This window comes from Mycobacterium paraffinicum (assembly GCF_001907675.1).
Lineage (GTDB): Bacteria > Actinomycetota > Actinomycetes > Mycobacteriales > Mycobacteriaceae > Mycobacterium > Mycobacterium paraffinicum_A.
In genome coordinates, this window is record NZ_MPNT01000001.1 from 74,025 (window position 1) to 92,197 (window position 18,173).

15 protein-coding genes are annotated in these 18,173 nt (G+C 66.4%); 8 read left to right on the plus strand and 7 right to left on the minus strand.

Features of this window, described 5'->3' with window-relative positions:
- Window positions 1-42: 42 nt before the first annotated feature.
- Window positions 43-807 carry an STAS domain-containing protein gene (locus tag BRW65_RS00335; protein ID WP_073870870.1) on the plus strand — a complete coding sequence of 255 codons (765 nt, stop codon included), beginning with the start codon at window positions 43-45 and terminating at the stop codon, window positions 805-807.
- Between the two features lie 87 nt (window positions 808-894).
- Window positions 895-1,761 (plus strand): LLM class flavin-dependent oxidoreductase, encoded by an 867-nt coding sequence (locus tag BRW65_RS00340; protein WP_073869966.1) that lies wholly within the window; start codon window positions 895-897, stop codon window positions 1,759-1,761.
- Between the two features lie 20 nt (window positions 1,762-1,781).
- On the opposite strand, the gene BRW65_RS00345 is transcribed toward BRW65_RS00340, so the two are convergent.
- Complete coding sequence (locus tag BRW65_RS00345; protein ID WP_208611743.1) at window positions 1,782-2,579, minus strand: enoyl-CoA hydratase/isomerase family protein; 798 nt, start codon at window positions 2,577-2,579, stop codon at window positions 1,782-1,784.
- 85 nt (window positions 2,580-2,664) lie between these two features.
- Between BRW65_RS00345 and BRW65_RS00350 the strand changes: the two genes are divergently transcribed.
- Window positions 2,665-3,582 carry an SAM-dependent methyltransferase gene (locus tag BRW65_RS00350; protein ID WP_073869970.1) on the plus strand — a complete coding sequence of 306 codons (918 nt, stop codon included), beginning with the start codon at window positions 2,665-2,667 and terminating at the stop codon, window positions 3,580-3,582.
- A 95-nt stretch (window positions 3,583-3,677) separates the two neighbouring features.
- Here BRW65_RS00350 and BRW65_RS00355 read toward each other — a convergent pair whose 3' ends face one another.
- On the minus strand, window positions 3,678-5,627 hold the full coding sequence (locus BRW65_RS00355) for a fumarylacetoacetate hydrolase family protein (protein WP_073869972.1): 1,950 nt from the start codon (window positions 5,625-5,627) through the stop codon (window positions 3,678-3,680).
- A complete protein-coding gene (locus BRW65_RS00360) occupies window positions 5,624-7,879 on the minus strand; it encodes an ATP-dependent DNA ligase (RefSeq protein ID WP_073869974.1) in 2,256 nt (751 codons plus the stop codon). Before BRW65_RS00360 ends, BRW65_RS00355 begins: the two co-directional genes overlap by 4 nt.
- A 135-nt stretch (window positions 7,880-8,014) precedes the next feature.
- On the opposite strand from BRW65_RS00360, the gene BRW65_RS00365 reads away from it, so the two are divergent.
- From BRW65_RS00365 to BRW65_RS00385, 5 genes are all read left to right on the plus strand, one after another.
- Window positions 8,015-9,523 carry a mannitol dehydrogenase family protein gene (locus BRW65_RS00365; RefSeq protein ID WP_208611729.1) on the plus strand — a complete coding sequence of 503 codons (1,509 nt, stop codon included), beginning with the start codon at window positions 8,015-8,017 and terminating at the stop codon, window positions 9,521-9,523.
- Entirely contained in the window at window positions 9,520-10,377 is an 858-nt protein-coding gene (locus BRW65_RS00370; protein WP_073869978.1) for an HAD family hydrolase, read from the plus strand. Before BRW65_RS00365 ends, BRW65_RS00370 begins: the two co-directional genes overlap by 4 nt.
- A gap of 74 nt (window positions 10,378-10,451) precedes the next feature.
- Window positions 10,452-11,864: a mannitol dehydrogenase family protein gene (locus BRW65_RS00375; protein ID WP_084187669.1), complete on the plus strand. Its 1,413-nt coding sequence runs from the start codon at window positions 10,452-10,454 to the stop codon at window positions 11,862-11,864.
- Window positions 11,861-12,772: a carbohydrate kinase family protein gene (locus BRW65_RS00380; RefSeq protein WP_073869980.1), complete on the plus strand. Its 912-nt coding sequence runs from the start codon at window positions 11,861-11,863 to the stop codon at window positions 12,770-12,772. Before BRW65_RS00375 ends, BRW65_RS00380 begins: the two co-directional genes overlap by 4 nt.
- 89 nt (window positions 12,773-12,861) lie before the next feature.
- On the plus strand, window positions 12,862-13,770 hold the full coding sequence (locus BRW65_RS00385; protein ID WP_073870874.1) for a Ku protein: 909 nt from the start codon (window positions 12,862-12,864) through the stop codon (window positions 13,768-13,770).
- Between the two features lie 12 nt (window positions 13,771-13,782).
- Here the strand turns inward: BRW65_RS00385 and pstA are convergent, their stop codons facing one another.
- From pstA to pstS (BRW65_RS00405), 4 genes are all read right to left on the minus strand, one after another.
- Complete coding sequence (gene pstA, locus BRW65_RS00390; RefSeq protein ID WP_073869982.1) at window positions 13,783-14,685, minus strand: phosphate ABC transporter permease PstA; 903 nt, start codon at window positions 14,683-14,685, stop codon at window positions 13,783-13,785.
- The gene (gene pstC, locus BRW65_RS00395; RefSeq protein ID WP_073869984.1) at window positions 14,682-15,680 is read right to left on the minus strand and encodes a phosphate ABC transporter permease subunit PstC; all 999 of its coding nucleotides are present in this window, start codon (window positions 15,678-15,680) and stop codon (window positions 14,682-14,684) included. Before pstC ends, pstA begins: the two co-directional genes overlap by 4 nt.
- Window positions 15,681-15,686: 6 nt before the next feature.
- Window positions 15,687-16,802: a phosphate ABC transporter substrate-binding protein PstS gene (gene pstS / locus BRW65_RS00400; protein ID WP_073869986.1), complete on the minus strand. Its 1,116-nt coding sequence runs from the start codon at window positions 16,800-16,802 to the stop codon at window positions 15,687-15,689.
- 184 nt (window positions 16,803-16,986) lie between these two features.
- On the minus strand, window positions 16,987-18,093 hold the full coding sequence (gene pstS / locus BRW65_RS00405; protein ID WP_073869988.1) for a phosphate ABC transporter substrate-binding protein PstS: 1,107 nt from the start codon (window positions 18,091-18,093) through the stop codon (window positions 16,987-16,989).
- Window positions 18,094-18,173: the final 80 nt, after the last annotated feature.

Here is an 18,173-nt window from a genome sequence, read left to right on the forward strand (position 1 = left end):
TGCCTCGACACCAGGGGCCCCACCGGGAAAGGGGTTGCTGTGGTGAGCTCGGTAGCTGAGTCCCCCAGCTCGCTGGCCGTCGCGTCGCGGACCGAAGAATCCGCGACCGTCCTGACCGTCGACGGTGTCCTCGACGCCAGCAACTCCCCGACGCTCCGCGACCACATCCTGCAGGCCACGCTGGACGAGCCGGCCGCCGTCATCGTCAACATCTCCGCGCTCAAGGTGATCGCCGAATTGGCGTGGTCCACTTTCATCGGCGCGCACTGGCAGGCCCGCAGCAATCCGAACGTTCCGATCGTGTTGGTCTGCGCGCACCGCGGAACGCGTGAGGCGATTTCCCGCAGCGGCGTCTCCTACTTCATGCCGGTGTACTCGACCGAGAAGGCGGCGCTGAAGGCGCTCAGCCAGCAGAGCCGGCGCGCCGTGCGTCGCGCCGACGCCCAGCTGCCCGCCGACCTGACCAGCCTGCGCGAGTCACGCCGCCTGGTCCGCGAGTGGCTCACCACCTGGTCGCAATCCACGCTGATCCCCGTCGCCTTGGTGGTGGTCAACGTGTTCGTCGAGAACGTCCTCGAGCACACCCCGAGCGTTCCCGTCATGCGGCTCGAGAGCCACGGCGCGACGGCGACCATCGCAGTGTCCGACAGCAGCCACGCCCCGGCGGTGCGGTTGCCGTCGCCCACGACCGGCATCGACGTCTCCGGACTGGCGATCGTCGAAGCGCTCTCGCGCGCCTGGGGCAGCACGCCCACCGCAAGCGGCAAGACGGTCTGGGCGGTCATCGGCCCCGAAAACCAGCTCTGACGCCTTGTTGTGCTGGGAACCCGGCCACGGGTAGAACTAGAACACGTTCTAATCTCGTGACGACCGGTTTCCAGGAAGGCAGATGACGTGCGGTTCACCTACGCGGAGGCGATGACCGATCACAGGTACTACATCCCGCTGGCCCAGGCGGCCGAGGCGGCCGGGTACCACGCGATGACGATCGCCGACAGCATTGCCTACCCCTTCGAGTCCGACTCGAAGTACCCGTACACGCCCGACGGCGATCGCGAGTTTCTGGACGGCAAGGAGTTCATCGAAACCTTCGTGCTGACAGCCGCTTTGGGAGCGGTGACGACGAAATTGCACTTCAACTTCTTCGTGCTCAAGCTGCCGATCCGGCCGCCGGCGCTAGTGGCCAAGCAGATCGGTTCGCTGGCCGCGCTCACCAACAACCGGGTGGGCTTCGGCGTCGGCACCAGCCCGTGGCCGGAGGACTACGAACTGCTGGGCGTTCCCTTCGCCAAACGCGGCAAGCGCATGGACGAATGCATCGAGATCATCCAGGGGCTCACCACCGGCGACTACTTCGAGTTCCACGGCGAGTTCTATGACATCCCGAAGACGAAGATGTCGCCGGCTCCCAGCCAGCCGATCCCGATCCTGATCGGCGGCCATGCCGACGCGGCGCTGCGCCGCGCGGCCCGCCTGGACGGCTGGATGCATGGGGGCGGCGACCCGGAGGAACTCGACGGGCTCATCGCCAAGCTCAAGCGGTACCGCGAGGAGGCGGGCAAGACGGGACCGTTCCAGATTCACGTCATCTCGGCCGACGCCTACACCGTCGACGGGATCAAACGCCTCGAGGACAAGGGCGTCACCGACGCCATCGTCGGCTTCCGCATCCCCTACATCAAGGGCAAGGACACCGAGCCGCTGGAGAACAAGATCCGCAACCTCGAGATGTTCGCGGAGAACGTCATCGCGAAGGTCTAGCTGACCGGCTACATCTGGCGCTACAGCGGATCCCACTTCGGAGCGCGCTTCTCCATATGGGCGGTGGCCGCCTCGACCGGGTTGTTGGTGAAGCCGCTGAGGATCTGGGTGCGGTTCTCGATCTCGATGGCGTGCCGCAGGCTGGGCGCATCCAGCGCCGCGTTGAGACCGATCTTGGTTTGCCACACGCCGTAGGCGTTGTTCTCGGTGATCGATCGGGCCACCCGCAGCGCGGCCGGCATCAGGGCGTCGGGAGCCACCACCTCGTGCACCAGGTGAATGCGGTGTGCCTCGGCCGCGTCGATGATGCGGCCGGAAAGCATCAGTTCGCGCGCCACCCCGGCGCCGACGATCTTTGGCAGGAGGTAGCTGGTGCCCATGTCCATCGACGAGAAGCCGGCCTTGATAAACGCGGACCCGAACCGGGCGTGTTCGGAGGCGACCCGGACGTCGGACACCAGCGTGAACGCCAGCCCTCCCCCGACCGCCACACCGTTGACGGCGGCGACTACCGGGATGGGCAGCTCGTAGATCCGGGTGAACAGGTCGGCCAATCGAACCTGGGCGTCGTAGTTGACCTTGAAGGGCGGGGTCGTCGGTTTGGGCTTGGTCCACGGTTCACCGGTGCCGCTCAGATCCGCCCCGGCGCAGAATCCGCGTCCGGCGCCGGTCAGGATCGCGGCCCGGAACTCGCCGCCGACGAGCCGGTCTAGGGCGTGGTGCACGCCGTCGATCAGCGATCCGTCGATGGCGTTGAGGCGCTCGGGGCGGTTCAGCGTGACACGGGCGATGTCGTCTTCGAGGGATTCGAATTCCACTGCGGACATAGAAGGAACCGTAGGCGACGCCAATGTCGACCGACGGGGCATACGGTGGTCTGGCCACCACATCGAAGGAGAAAGCATGGCACGAGCCGAGGGTGACAGCTGGGACCTGGCCAACAGTGTGGGAGCGACGGCCACCATGGTCGCCGCCGCTCGGGCCGCCGCCACCAGGCATCCGCAACCGGTGGTTACCGACGACTTCGCCGAACCGCTGGTGCGTGCCGTGGGACTGGACGTGTTCACCAAGCTGGCCAGCGGGGAACTGGATTCCGACGACCTCGAGCGGGACGTCGGGTTTCTCCGGATGGTCGACACCTTCGCCGCCCGCGCCCGGTACTTCGACGACTATTTCGCCGCGGCCGGCCAGGCCGGCCTGCTCCAGGTGGTGATCATCGCCTCGGGGCTGGATTCCCGCGCCTACCGGCTGCGCTGGCCGATCGGGACGACGGTGTACGAGATCGATCAGCCCGAGGTGATCGCGTTCAAGATGGCGACGATGGCGGAGATCGGGGCGGCCCCCACCGCGCAGCTTCGCACCGTGGGCATCGATCTGCGAGAGGATTGGCCCGCGGCGCTACAGGAGGCGGGCTTCGATCCGGCCCACCCCACGGCGTGGCTCGCCGAGGGTGTCCTCATCGGATGGCTCCCAGCGGAGGCCGAGGTTCGGCTGCTGGACTCCATCATTCCGCTGTCCGCCGAGGGCAGCCGGTTCGCCGCCGACTTCGGGACGGTGACGGGAAGTTCACCCGAAGCCAAGGAACAAGCCCGGCTGACGACCGAGGGCTGGCGACGGTGGGGACTCGAGATGGATCTCACCGCCTTGACGTACCCCGGCGAGCACACCGACGTCGCCGCGCTGCTGCACGAGAACGGGTGGGAAACCACGGTGTCCCGGCTCACCGACCTGTTCTCCGCCGCCGGCCTGCCGGAGCTCGGGCAAGTGGCGCAACAGGTTCCGGCCAGCACGATCAAATTCGTTCGGGCCGTGCGGGTTTAGCCGCTTCGAAACCGCCGAGCGTGGGGCCTATGGACGGTTCTGAGCCGGTATCCGTACTTAGGGCCCACGCTCGGCGCTGCCGCGGCCGTGCGGGTTTAGCCGCTAGACCTCTTGGCCAGCCACTCGGCCTGCATCACCAGCAGGGCCATGACCGGTAGCTGCGGTGTCTCGGGGTCCAGCTCGCGGTAACGCTGATAGACGTTGACGACGACCCGCTCCGCATCCAGCCAGCTCGCGTACTCGCCGAGGTCGATGGTGTCGGCCGCCTCCGACCACGACAGCCCCTTGCCGTGAGCGACCTCGGCCTGTTCGGAGACGTGCGCGAGATATCCACGCACCGACCGGATTCCGTCGGGATCGCTGACGGGGCCGTGTCCGGGCACGACCGTCGGCGCGTCGAGCGCGATCATCGTGTCGCACGCGGCGATCCAGTTGGCGATCGGACCCGCCCACACGATCGGGGTGCAGCCGATGAACAGCAGATCGCCGCCGAACAGCACCCCCGCATCGGGCACGTGTACCACCGAATCCGCGGCAGTGTGCGCCGGACCCAGGTTCAACAGGTCGATGCGCCGCCCACCCACGTCGACGCTCAGCTCGCGGTCGAACGTCTCATCGGCATTGCGCACGGTGATGCCGCTGAAGTCGAAGTGTCCGAAGCGGTCTCGCGTGTAGGGGGTCGCCACCGGGCCGAGGTTCGCGGTCTGCGCCATCGCCAGCATCTCGGGCGCCATCCCGTGCGCGATCTCCTCGGCGGTGCCCCGCGCGGCGATGATCCGCACCGAGGCGTCGAGCAGTTGGTTGCCGTGGGTGTGGTCCCCGTTTGAGTGGGTGATCAGCGCGTCGGTGATCGGCGCCGACGAGGTGATGTCCCGCATCGCGGTCAGCATTTCGCGGGTCAGCGCGAGGTCGAAGAGGGTGTCCACGAGCAGCGACGCCCCGCCGCCGGCGACCAGTCCGGCGTTGCTCCAGCCGTAGCCCCCATCCGGTAGCGTCCACGCCCATACCCGATCGGCGACCTCGTGCAGGCCGCGGGTGTAGGGCACCTTCGCGGGCGCCCGGTTCACCCGCGGCGTCGGAGGCGCGGCGTCCGGATTGGGCCGGGCCGCCAACGGGTGCGGTGCGGGGCTGGCGCGCACGGTTTGCCGCGTCTCCCCGAGTCCCTGGACCTGGAGCGTGACGACGTCGCCGTCGTGCAGCCAGCCGGGGAACGCTTCCAGCGCCGCCGGGTTGAGGTGCTCGACGAGCGTGCACGTCGGGACCGTGCCGGAGCCGATGACGTCGCCGGGGGCGAGGGTCACGCCGCGCGAGACATAGGAGATGACTTCGCCAAAGCTCCAATCCATTTGGGCGGTCGAGCCCGAACCGATCACGGCATCGTTGACCAGTGCGGTCACCCGCAGATCCAGTCGGCCGGCGCGCCGGTACGGCTCGAGCTCGTCTGGTGTCACCAGGTACGGACCCAGCGTGACACCGCTGTCCTTGCCCTTGCCCTGCCCGATCCCGAGTTGGCTTTCCATCTGCTGCAGGTCGCGCGCCGACCAGTCGTTGAAGATGGTGTAGCCGATGATGGCCCGTTCGGCTTCGTCGACCGTCAGGTCGCGCCCACCGGTTCCGATGATGGCGGCGATCTCCAATTCGAAGTCCTGCCACGCGCTTCCGGGGGCGGCGGGGGCGTCGTCGTAAGGGCCTAAAACCGTTGCCGGACACGCAAAATAGAAAGCCGGTATGCGATACCAGGTGTCGGCGAGCGTGCGTCCTGCGCCCAGCGCGGCCTGGCAGTTGCGCATGTGATCCAGAAAGCACAGCGAGTCGCGGATGGACGGCGGCCGCGGGATCGGCGCCAGTAGCCGCACCGCATCCAGCGGCACGGTCGCCGCGGGGGCGCGCAGCGCCTCTTCGCCGGCGGCGCGCAACCCGTCGGCGCCACGGCCGATCAGGTCCAGCAGCGTCACACCCGCGGGCATGGCGTGGATGGTGTCACCGTCATCGGAGAGCACCCCGGTGCGTTCACCGTCGGCGCCAAGGTAGGTCACCCATTTCATTCGCGCACCACCTCACTCGGTTCCTTGTCCGGCCGCAGACCACGCCAACTCGATTGGCGCAACCGGTCATCCGGCGTCCACTCGCTGTAGCGCACCTCCCCCACCAGCACCGGCTCGACGAACGTCACGCCCCTGGCCTCGCTGCGGGGAAGCGGCGGGGTGAACGGAGACCGGTCGGTGTGCAGGGGCGCCAGGGTCTTCTTCAGGCTCTCCAGGTCGCGTTCGGTGAACCCGGTACCGACTCGCCCCGCAAAGAGCAGGCCGCCGTCGGTCGGGATGCCCATCAGCAGAGAGCCGATGCCGCTGCTGCGTCCGCCCTCGCCGGCCTTCCAGCCGCCGATGACGACTTCCTGGGTGTTCCAATGTTTGTCCTTGATCCACGACGCCGAGCGCCGGCCCGGTTGATAGGTGGAGTCGCGCTTCTTGGCGACCACACCCTCCCAGCCATGCTTGCCGGAGTGCTCGAGTGCCTGTTTCCCGTCACCGGGCAGCAACTCGGGCACGATTAGCTCGCTGCCACTGGCCAGCGTTTCCAACAACTTTCGGCGATCCTGGTAGCGTGCCCGCAGCAGCGATCGGCCGTCGAGGTAGAGCAGGTCGAACGCCCAAAACTGCACGCGGCTGCCACGGCCGCGGTTCTGCATCGCGTGAAAGCTGGGCACCCCGCAGGCGTTCAGGACGACGGCCTCCCCGTCGAGCACCACGTGATGCTGGGCCAGATCGACCGCCAGCGACTGCAATTGGGGGTATTCGTTGGTGACCTCTCGGCCCCGGCGGGACCGTACCCGCAGGCTGCCGTGGTCGATTTCGACGAGCAGTCGGTAGCCGTCCCATTTGCCTTCGAACGCCCATTGGGTCGCCTTGCACGCACCGATCGAACCGTGGGTGGCGAGCATGGGCGCGATCCCGTCGAAGTCGAAGGTCTTTTGGTCCTTCATGCGGTGGGCCAGCCACTGGTCACCGTTGGTTTGGATCAGCGCATAACGACCGGAAACCTTGTTGCCGTGCAGATTGACAATCACCTCGTCGTCGCGGAACTTCTCCGCCTCATAGGTCCCGGCGTCCCAGATGATCACCTTCCCGGCGCCGTACTCCCCTTTGGGAATGTTGCCCTCGAACGCTGCGTATTCCAGCGGATGGTCCTCGGTGTGTACCGCCAGGTGGTTCACCGATGTGGTCTCGGGGAGGTTTTTCGGCACCGCCCACGACACCAGCACGCCATCTTTCTCCAACCGGAAGTCGTAGTGCAGCCGACGGGCGTGGTGCTCCTGGATCACGAATGAATTGCCCTGGCCCGTAACCGGCTTCGCGCGCGGTACAGGTTCGGGCGTCTTCGACGCGTCCCGCATGCTGCGGTATTTGGACAGCCGGTCGGGGACGGCGACATCGTTGTCCAGCGCCGTCAGCAGATCGCCGCCGCGCGCCACCCGGTCCAGCACCTCGTCGTAGCGCAACTGCCGCAGCCCGGGGTCGTCGATCTCCTCCCATGTGCGCGGGGCCGCGACCGTGGGCTGTTCGCGTCCACGCAATGAATACGGGGCAATCGTGGTCTTGGCGCCGTTGTTCTGGCTCCAGTCGAGGAACACCTTGCCCGCCCTGAGGCTTCGCGTCATAGTCGCGGTGACGAGCTTGGGCATCGACTTTTCCAGTTGCTGGGCAACGCGTTTCGCCAACACCGTCGCGCCCTTGCTGCTCACCGGCTCCGCCAGCGGCGCGTAGAGGTGCAGGCCCTTGCTTCCGCTGGTGAGCGGGAAAAGGGTCAGCCCGATCCCGTCGATGAGGTCACGGACGGCGTGGGCCACCTCGGCCAGCTGGGCCATGGTCACGCCGTCGCCGGGGTCGAGGTCGAACACCAGTCGGGTCGCCGGGCCGGGCTTGAGCTCCTCGGCGTTGCTACGGGTCCACTCCGCGACGAACCGCCACTGCGGCACGTGCACTTCCAGGGCCGCCTGCTGCGCGATCCAGGCCAGCCCGTCGGGGCTGTCGATGATCGGATACGTCGTGGTTCCCGAACGGTGCGCGACGCTGGCACGGGGCAACCATTCCGGGGCTGAGGAAGCCAGCTGCTTTTCGAAAAACGACGACTCCTCAACCCCATTCGGCCAGCGCTTACGGGTGGCCGGGCGCCCCGCGATGTGCGGGATCATCACCTTGGCGATCCGGGTGTAATAGTCGAAGACGTCCCGCTTGGTGGTCCCGGTGGCGGGGTAGAGCACCTTGTCGGCATTGGTGAGTTTCACCCGCGGTGCCATGTTGTCAACCTACGCGTCTGAAGAGTGATCTTTCTTACCCACCACGGAGTATGACTCAAACGTAAATTTTTGTGACCTCGGTTACGAAGGCGTTAGACCCGGGGCCACCACGGGCACGCGTGGGCAATGCGCATAATGTCCAGGCGTCCAGAAGGCGGCGTCCCACTCAGTAATGCCACATTGCCATTGCACTCCCAACGGATCGCGGTACCGACCTACGAGAGGTCGGCCCTGCAGCGCGGTGTCGTTCATATCGGCGCGGGCAATTTTCACCGCGCACACCAGGCTGTTTACTTCGACGACCTTGCCCGATCGGGCATTTCGCATCGCTGGGGTGTCACCGGCGTCAGCCTCCACTCACCGGGGGCCAAAGACCTGCTGTCGGCGCAGGACGGGCTGTACACCGTTGTCCAGCGCGGTCATGACGGCCAGACCGCCCGCGTGGTCGGCTCCATCGGCTCCGTCCATTTCGCACCGAATGATGGGGCGGCGGTCCGCGCCGCCCTGGCAGACCCTCAAACCCGCATCGTCAGCCTGACAATCACCGACAACGGATACTTCTTGGACCCGGTCACCGACCAGTTCGACGCCAACCACCCCGACGTGCGTGCCGATCTGGTCGCGTCGCATGGCTATGCCACCGCGTGGGGGTATCTGGCCGAAGCTCTCGACCGCCGCCGCCGCGCGGGTTGCGCGCCGTTCACCGTGCTCTGTTGCGACAACGTCGCCGGCGACACCCGGCCGGCGAGAACCGCGCTGGTTTCGTTCGCGGCGTGCAAGGACCCCGGGCTTGCCCGCTGGATCGAAAGGCACGTCGCGTTCCCGTCGACGATGGTCGATCGCATCACTCCGCAAACCTCGGATTCGGAGCGCAAGTTTGTCGAGCAGACGTTCGGGGTGGCCGACAAGTGCCCGGTTGTGACCGAACCGTATCGCCAATGGGTGATCGAGGATTCGTTCAGCAACGGACGGCCGCCGCTCGAGGAGGTCGGTGCCGAGTTCGTTGCCGATGTCAGTGAGCACAAGCTGGTCAAGACGCGTCTGCTCAACGGGACCCATATCGCCCTGGCCTGCTTGGCGACGCTGGCCGGTTACCGGCGCACCGACGAGGCGATGCGGGACCGCATCATATTCGACTACGTCGAGACGCTGCTGCGCGACGAAATTCAGCCGTTGCTGCCCGCGGTCCCCGGGATGAACACCCCGGAGTACCGGGCCACCTTGCTCGATCGGCTCAGCAATCCCAGCATGAGCGACCAGTTGTCGCGGCTCGCCCGGCGGGGGACCAACAAGATCACCTGCTTTGTGCTGCCATCGCTGCAGGAGGCGATCGCGCAGGGCAGACCACACACGCTGCTGACGCTGGCCGTTGCCGGTTGGGCACGCTATATGCGCGGCCACGACCTCCGGGGCCGCCGGCTCCGCCTCGAGGACTCTCAGGCGATACCGGTGGCTAAGTTGGCCAACATGGCCGGCAACAACCCTGACCCCCTGCTGCGACATGCGATGTTCGCCGAGCTTCGCGCGGTTCCGGGGTTCGCGCGCCGCCTCGGCGACATGATCGCCGACATCGATACGCGCGGCGTGGTGCCGACGCTGCGTGACGCGATGCGCAACGACGAGCGAGAGTTGGTGTCACGATGAATGCTGGCCTGACCTTTGTGCGCGCCTTCGACCCGGCGCCGATCACGACGTTGCTATGTGACGCCGACGACAACCTGTTCGCTTCGGAGCGCCCGGCGTTCGAAGCGTCGACCGACGTGATGAATCGTTTCCTGGCCAGGTTCGGCGTGAGCGCCCCACTCGACTCTGAGGAGTTGCGTAAGCGGGCCGTCGGGAAGAACTTCCGCGCCATGGCTCTCGACCTGGCGAACCAGTGCCGGCTGCCGTTCGAGCAGACGTTGGCGCACGGCTTTCCCGCGGCGGTGGTTGCGTCCACCGACGACGTGGCGAAAGGCAGCGCGTTGTCCGCCGACGAACTCGAGCAGTGGGTGCGTGAGGAGCGCGAACGGGTCACCGCGCACCTCGCCGTCACGCTGACCCCCGACCCGCAAGTGCTCGAACCGCTCCGCGACCTCGCGGGGCACTACGCGCTCGCGGCCGTCAGCTCCAGCGCCACCAAGCGCCTGCGCGCCTGCTTCGCCGCCACCGGCATCGACTCGCTGATACCGGAGGCGGTGACCTTCAGCGCGGAGGATTCGCTCCCGGTGCCGACGAGTAAACCCGACCCGGCGGTGTATCTGCATTCCGGTCAGGTGATGGGCGTCGCGGCGGAACAGGGGCTGGCCATCGAAGATTCCGTCGCCGGCGTAAGCTCCGCGGTTGCAGCCGGTTACGCCACCGTGGGCAACCTGATGTTCGTGCCACCCGACGAACGGGATTGCCGCCGAGCGGATTTGATCGATGCCGGTGCCGTGGCGATAACCGATTCGTGGCGTGCGCTCGCCGATGTACTGCTGTTGTCGGCCGTGCCGACCGCTGGTTCCCCGCTCGCGTAGGGCATCGACAAACCGACGAGAGGTGCTGCGAGCCCCGTAACAATCGGGACCGTGGCCCGGTGAGGAGTTGGCCGATAGTGGCTAGCGCGATCAATCTGAACAATGCGTCGCTTTCCGAACTGCCGATCGAGGCACCGAAGTATGACCGGGGCGACGTGACCGTCGGCATCGCGCATATCGGCGCCGGTCATTTCCACCGGGCGCATCAGGCTGCGTACATCAACCTGCTGCTGCAGCAGGGGCTGGCACGCGACTGGGGCATCTGCGGCGTCGGCGTGATGCCCACCGACTGGACCATGCGCGACGTCCTCAACGATCAGGACGGGCTGTACACCCTGATCTTGGAGAATCCCAACGGAAGCCGGGACGCGCAAGTGATCGGGTCGATCGTCGACTACCGCTACGCCCCGGACGATCCGGAATCAGCGTTAGAGGTGCTTGCCGCCGCCTCCACCCGGATCATTTCGCTGACCATCACCGAAGGTGGGTACCGCGACCCCGATGGGCCGGCGTTCGCGTTGATCACCGAGGCGCTCGCCAGGCGGCGCGATCAAGGAATCCCCGCGCCGACGGTCGTTTCCTGCGACAACATCGAGAACAATGGCGAGGTCGCCAAGCGCACCGTGATCGCCAGCGCCGAACACAGGGATCCCGCGTTGGCCGAGTGGGTGGCGCAGAACGCCCGGTTCCCCAGTTCGATGGTCGATCGCATCACTCCGGCAACGACTTTGGAGATGGCCGCGGAGGTGCGGCGCGACTTCGGCGTCAACGACCGGTGGCCGGTGGTGGCCGAACCCTTTACCGCCTGGGTGATCGAGGACGACTTCGCCGACGGCAGGCCCCCCCTGGAGCAGGCCGGCGTCCTGATGGTCGATGACGTGCGCCCATACGAGCTGATGAAGCTGCGGCTGCTCAACGCGGGGCATCAGTGCCTGGCCTACTTCGCTCATCTCTGCGGCTTCCGGTTCGTCCACGAGGCGGCGCGAGATCCACTCTTCGCCGCATTCTTGCTCTCGTACTTCGAAACCGAGGCCATCCCCACCCTGCCGCCGGTGCCGGGAATCGATTTGCACGAGTATGGCCACACGCTGGTCGAGCGGTTCGCCAACCCGGCCGTGCGCGACACCGTCGCGCGCATCTGCGCCTACTCGTCGGATCGCATCCCAAAATGGCTGTTCCCCGTCATCTGTGACAACCTGGCCAACGACGGGCCGGTTCAGCTGGCGGCCGCGGCGGTGGCCAGCTGGGCGCGCTACGCCGAGGGCACCGACGAATGGGGAAAGCCGTACGAGGTGGTGGACCAGCTCGCGGATTCGCTCATCCCGATCGCCCGGTCGCAACACCAGAATCCCACCGCCTTCGTCGAGGTGACCGCCGTGTTCTGCGATCTGGCCCACCAACCACGGTTCGTCGATGCGTATTGCTGGGCGCTGGATTCGTTGCACCACAAGGGTGCTCGGGCGACGCTGGAGGCTCTGGTGCGATGACCCGCGGGCTGGTGATCGGCGAATCGCTGATCGATATCGTCGACGGCGACGAGCATGTCGGTGGTAGTCCTCTCAACGTCGCCGTCGGACTCGGCCGGCTGGGCCGCGATATCGATTTTCTGACCCACATCGCCGACGACCCACACGGCCGGCACATCGCCGACTACGTGAAAAGTGCCGGCGCACAGCTTGTCCCGGGCAGCGTTGCGGCCGCCCGGACACCAACCGCGGTAGCGACACTGACCGAGGATGGCTCCGCCACCTACACGTTTGACCTTCAGTGGCGGCTTTCCGGCACACCCGAGGTACCGCCGCCGGTGTTGGTGCACACCGGGTCCATCGCCGCCGTGCGCGAGCCGGGCTGCCTGGCGGTCGCGGCGTTGGTCGACACCTACCGCCTTTCGGCCACGGTCACCTTCGATCCCAACGTGCGGCCCTCGCTGATCGCCGACCGCGATTCGGCCCGCGCGCGTATCGAGCACCTGGCCGAGCGCAGCGACATCGTCAAGGTCAGCGACGAAGACCTGCGCTGGATCGACCCCGAGGTTGAGCCGGAACAGACGGCCCGGGCGTGGCTGGCCTCGGGACCGGCGATCGTCGTGGTGACGATGGGCGCCGGCGGCGCGGTTGCGCTGTGCTCGGCCGGCGAGGCGCGCGTGGCCGCCAGGCCGGTCCGGGTGGTGGACACCGTGGGCGCCGGCGACGCCTTCATGGTCGGCCTGCTCGACGCGCTCTGGGGGATGGATGTGTTGGGCGCCGACCGGCGGGCCGCCCTGCGCCGCATCTCGATCGACACCCTGACCGGAGCGCTCGAGGCGGCCACGCTGTCGTCTGCGGCGACCGTGGGCCGCGCCGGGGCGCAATTGCCCGACCGGGCCGAGCTGCGGGCCCAGGCAAACCGGCGGTAGCTTCCCGGCCGGCTTCGATGCGGTCACGAGCTGGGCGCAACGGCCCCGCGTCCTGTTAGCCGGCGAACAGTATGGGCATACTGACTTACATGCGCTCCATCTGGAAGGGCTCGATCGCATTCGGGCTGGTCAACGTCCCGGTCAAGGTGTACAGCGCCACCCAGGACCACGACATCAAGTTCCATCAGGTGCACGCCAAGGACAACGGCCGCATCCGATACCAACGCGTGTGCGAGGTGGACGGCGAGGTCGTCGAATATCGAGACATCGCCCGGGCCTTCGAATCCGACGACGGCCAGATGGTCATCATCACCGACGACGACATCGCCACCTTGCCCGAAGAACGCAGCCGGGAGATCGAGGTGCTGGAATTCGTTCCGGCCAATGAGGTCGACCCGATGCTGTTCGACCGGAGCTACTTCCTGGAGCCGGATTCCAAGTCGTCGAAATCGTATGTGCTGCTGGCGAAGACGCTCGCCGAGACAGATCGGATGGCGATCGTCCACTTCACCCTGCGCAACAAGACGCGGCTGGCGGCGTTGCGCGTCAAGGACTTCGGCAAGCGCGACGTGATGATGGTGCACACCCTGCTGTGGCCCGACGAGATCCGCGACCCGGACTTCCCGGTACTCGACAAGGAGGTCGAGATCAAGCCCGCGGAACTGAAAATGGCCGGTCAGGTGGTGGAGTCGATGGCCGAAGACTTCAACCCGGACCGCTATCACGACACCTATCAGGAGCAGCTGCAAGAGCTGATCGACGCGAAACTCGAAGGCGGCGAAGCGTTTACCACCGAGGAGCAGCCTAAGGAACTCGACGAGACCGAGGATGTCTCCGACCTGCTGGCCAAGCTGGAGGCCAGCGTGAAGGCGCGTTCGGGCGACGGTAAGGCTCCGGCCAAGAGGACCCCGGCGAAGAAGACGGCTGCCAAGAAGACCACCGCGAAGAAGACGACGGCGAAGAAGGCACCCGCCAAGAAGGCCGCATCAAAGTCCTGACCGGGCGCGTGCTCAGCGCCGGCGGGTCGCCAGGAACCGGGTCGCCGCGGCGATCAGGTTGATCACGGCGACCATGACGATCAGGCTCAGCGCCGCACCCCAGATGCGCAGGAAGCCGGCGTGCTCGGGGTTGGTGAGTTCGGTGTAGATCAGCAACGGCAGTGAGGCCATGTTGCCGTGGAAGATATCGACGTTGATCGAGCGGCTGTAGCCCACCAGCACCAGCACCGGGGCCGTTTCCCCGATGACCCGCGCAACCGACAGCAAGACGCCGGAGACGATGCCGGGCATGGCGATCGGGAACACGATCCGCATGATGGTCTTCCACTTGGGAACACCGAGGGCGTAGCTGGCCTCCCGCAGGTCGTCGGGCACCAATCTGAGCATCTCCTCGGCGGACCGCACCACCACCGGCAGCATCAGCAAAACCAGCGCCAGCGAGACGGCGAACGAGCTCTGCTGAAATCCCAGCGTGGCGATCCAGAGGCTGAAGATGAACAGCGCCGCCACGATCGAGGGCACCCCGGCGAGCACGTCGACCATGAAGGTCGTCAGCCGCACCAGCCGTCCGGACCCGTATTCCACCAGGAAGACCGCGGTCATCAGCCCCAGCGGCACGGACAGCAAAGCGGCCACCCCGGCCTGCACAATGGTTCCGTACAGCGCGTGATAGATCCCGCCGGCGAACTGCTCCGGCAGTACGCCGTGCAGCGAGTGGGTCCACCAGCCCGTCCGGGTGACCGCATACCAGCCCCGGGCTACCACGACCGACAGCACCCACACCAGTGGCACCAGCGCGATGAGGAACGAGACGACGAAGAAGACCGTCGCGGCGTCGTTGGTGAGCCGCCGCCGGATGCTGACGGGCCGGAACGCCTGGGCTTTGACCGGCCGGTCGAAAACGTTGGCCGTCATCCGTTGACCTTCCCGCCGGCGACGGCGCGAGCCAGTGCGTTGACGACGAACGTCAGGACGAACAGCGCGAACCCCGCGGCGATGTAGGCCCCGGTGGGCAACGGTTCACTGAATTCGGCTGCCGCCGAGGCAATCTTCGAGGCGAACGTGTAGCCGCCGTCGAACAGCGACCAGTTTCCGGGGCGCGCGGCCGAACGCAAGATGATCAGCACCGCCACCGTCTCGCCGAGCGCTCGGCCCAACCCCAACATGGACGCCGCGATCACACCGCTGCGGCCGAACGGCAGCACGGTCATCCGCACCACCTCCCACTTGGTGGCCCCCAGCGCCTGCGCCGCTTCCATCTGTATGTGCGGGGTCTGCCGGAACACCTCCCGCGAGACCGACGTGATAATCGGCAGGATCATCGCCGAAAGCACGATGCCGGCGGTGAAGATGGTGCCGCCACCGGCCAGCGACACGTTGCCCTGCTTGAACAGGAAGAACCAGCCCAGGTGGCGATTGAGGAACGCCGCGACGGGCTCGATCTTGGGCGCCAGCACGAAGATGCTCCATAACCCGAAGATGATCGAGGGCACCGCGGCCAGCAGGTCGACGATCGCCCCGAAGGGGCGAGCCAGCCGCTTGGGCGCATATTGGGTGAGGAACACCGCGATACCCACCGCGATCGGGACCGCGAGCACCAGCGCGGTGAGCGAACTGAGCACCGTGACCATCAACAGGTCGCGGATGCCAAACGCCAGCTTGCCCGGGTCGGTGGTACTGAACTGGGCGCTGGTGAAGAAGTTCGCGTGGTTGGCCCGCAGCGAAGGAACGGCACGAATCAGCAGGAACACCGCGATCAGGAGGATCGCGGCCACGATCGTCGAACCCGCAGCGGCGGCCGCCAACTTGAACAGCCGGTCACCCCGTCGACCCGACGGTGCGCCCAACGCGGTGAACGCAGGTTTTTCCGTGGTCGACGGGCTGGCTACCGCTCCTCGGGTCACGACCACCTCAAATCACGTGATGGCGTTGATCGAAGCCGACAGTCTCGACTTGAACGAATCCGGGATGGGGATGTACCCATTGTCGGCCAGGCCACTCTGCCCCGCACCGATCGTACTTTGCAGGAACGCCTTGACCGCCGTGCCGACCTGGGAGTCGGGATACTTCGAGCAAACGATCTCGTATGTCGCCAGCACGATGGGGTAGGACCCGGCCTGGGTCGGCTTGTAGAAGGAGAGCGTGTCCAGCACCAGGTCGTTGCCCTGCCCGCTGATCTTGGCGCCGGAGATGGTCTTGCCGACCGAGTCGGCGCTGATCGCCACCGCGTCCGGGCCGGCAGACGTGACGACCTTGGCCATGTCCAGTTTCTGCGCCTCGGCGAACGACCACTCGTTGTAGGTGATCGACCCCTCGGTGGCCTTGATGGCCGCCGACGTGCCGTCGTTGCCCTTCGCGCCCTCGCCGACGCCGCCCTTGAACGTCTTCCCGGCGCCCTTGCCCCACGCGCCGTTCGAGGCGGCGTCAAGGTACTTCTGGAAGTTGTCGGTGGTGCCGGATTCGTCGTTGCGGAAGACCACATGGATCGGCTCGGCCGGCAACGTGACACCGGAGTTCAGCGCCGCGATCGCCGGGTCGTTCCACGTCGTGATGGCGCCGTTGAAGATCTTGGCCGCCGTCGGCCCGTCCAGGCTCAGCGAACTCAGACCCTTGACGTTGTAGGTGATGGCGATCGGGCCGAACACCACCGGCAGATTCCATGCCGGGGAGCCGCAACGCTGCTGCGCCGCGGCGTATTCCTTTGCCCCGAGCGGCGAGTCCGAACCGCCGAAATCGGTTTGGTTGCCGTTGAATTCACTGATTCCCGCGCCCGACCCATTGGCCGTGTAGTTCAACGTCTGGCCCGGGCAGGCCTGTTCGAAGGCGTTGACGAAGCGCGTCATCGCGTTGGCCTGGGCGGTCGACCCGCTGGCCTTCAGCGTCTTCTTCCCGCCGCAGCCGACCTTGCCCGACGCCGAACCGTTCGTCCCGCTGCTGCCGCCGTTGGCATTGTTGTCGCTCCCGCACCCCGACAACGCCAGCGCAGCGGCGGTCAGGACGCTCAGCGCGGCACCGAATCGGTTGAGTTTCAAGTCACTTCCTAACGGTAGGGATGAAACATGATTGGCAACGTCCTCTAGCCGCTGCCCGGCGATGAGCCGTCTCTCGCAGCAAGGAAGCTAACAGCAAGAAGGTTAACGTTGGGCAAATTGCCGTCGGCCGATTGTCGCTGGCCATGGCGGCTTGTGGGCGGGCCGCATGGCGGGGCGGGAGGGCTCACGAAATGGCGTCGATCGCCGCCGACAACCTGGACTTGAACGACTCGGGAACGGGGATGTAGCCGTTGTCGGCCAGGCCGTTCTGACCCGCACCGATGGTGCTCTGCAGGAAGGCCTTGACGGCCGCGGCGACCTGGTGATCCGGGTACTTCGAGCAGACGATCTCGTACGTCGCGAGGACGATCGGGTAGGACCCGGCCTGGGCCGGCTTGTAGAAGGAGAAGGTGTCGACGACCAGGTCGTTGCCCTCCTCGGTGAAGTCGGCACCCGCGATCGTCTTGCCCACCGAATCGGCGCTGATCGCCACCGCGTCCGGCCCGGCCGAGGTGATGATCTTGGCCATATTGAGCTTTTGCGCCTGGGCGAACGACCACTCGTCATAGGTGATGGCCCCCTCGGTGGCCTTGACCGCCGCCGACGTGCCGTCGTTGCCCCTGACTCCCTCACCGACACCGCCGTTGAATGTCTTCCCGATGCCCCTATCCCAGACGCCGTTGGCCGCGGAATCCAGGTATTTCTGGAAATTGTCGGTAGTGCCGGATTGGTCGCTGCGGAAAATCACCCGAATCGGCTCGTCGGGGAACGCGACGCCCGGGTTCAGCGAAGCGATGGCCGGATCGTTCCATGTCGTGATGGCGCCCTTGAATACTTTCGCGGTCGTCGGACCATCCAGATTCAGCGACGTCACGCCCTTGACGTTGTAGCTGATCGCGATCGGACCGAATACCACCGGCAAATTCCACGCCGGCGAACCGCAACGCTGCCGCGCCGCGAAGTATTCGATGGGAGCAAGCGGTGAGTCCGACCCCGCGAAATCGGTTTGGTTGCCAGTGAATTCACCGATACCCGCACCGGAGCCGTTGGGTGTGTAGTTCAGCGTCCAGCCCGGGCAAGCCTGCTCGAACGCCTTGATGAAGCGGGTCATCGCGTTGGCTTGGGCGGTCGACCCGCTGGCCTTCAGCGACTTGGCCCCGCCACAGCTCACCTTGGCGGCCGGCGTGCCCGGCGCCGGACGTTCCCCCGCCGAGTTGTCATTACTCCCACAGCCGGACAGTGCCAGGACGGTCGCGGCGCATAGCGTAGCGCCAAATCGGTTCAGCCCCAATATGATCCCCGACGAGAGAGCACAGACATGATCGCCACCATTCAATATCTTTGCGCGCCGACCAAACGGTCAGCACTAAG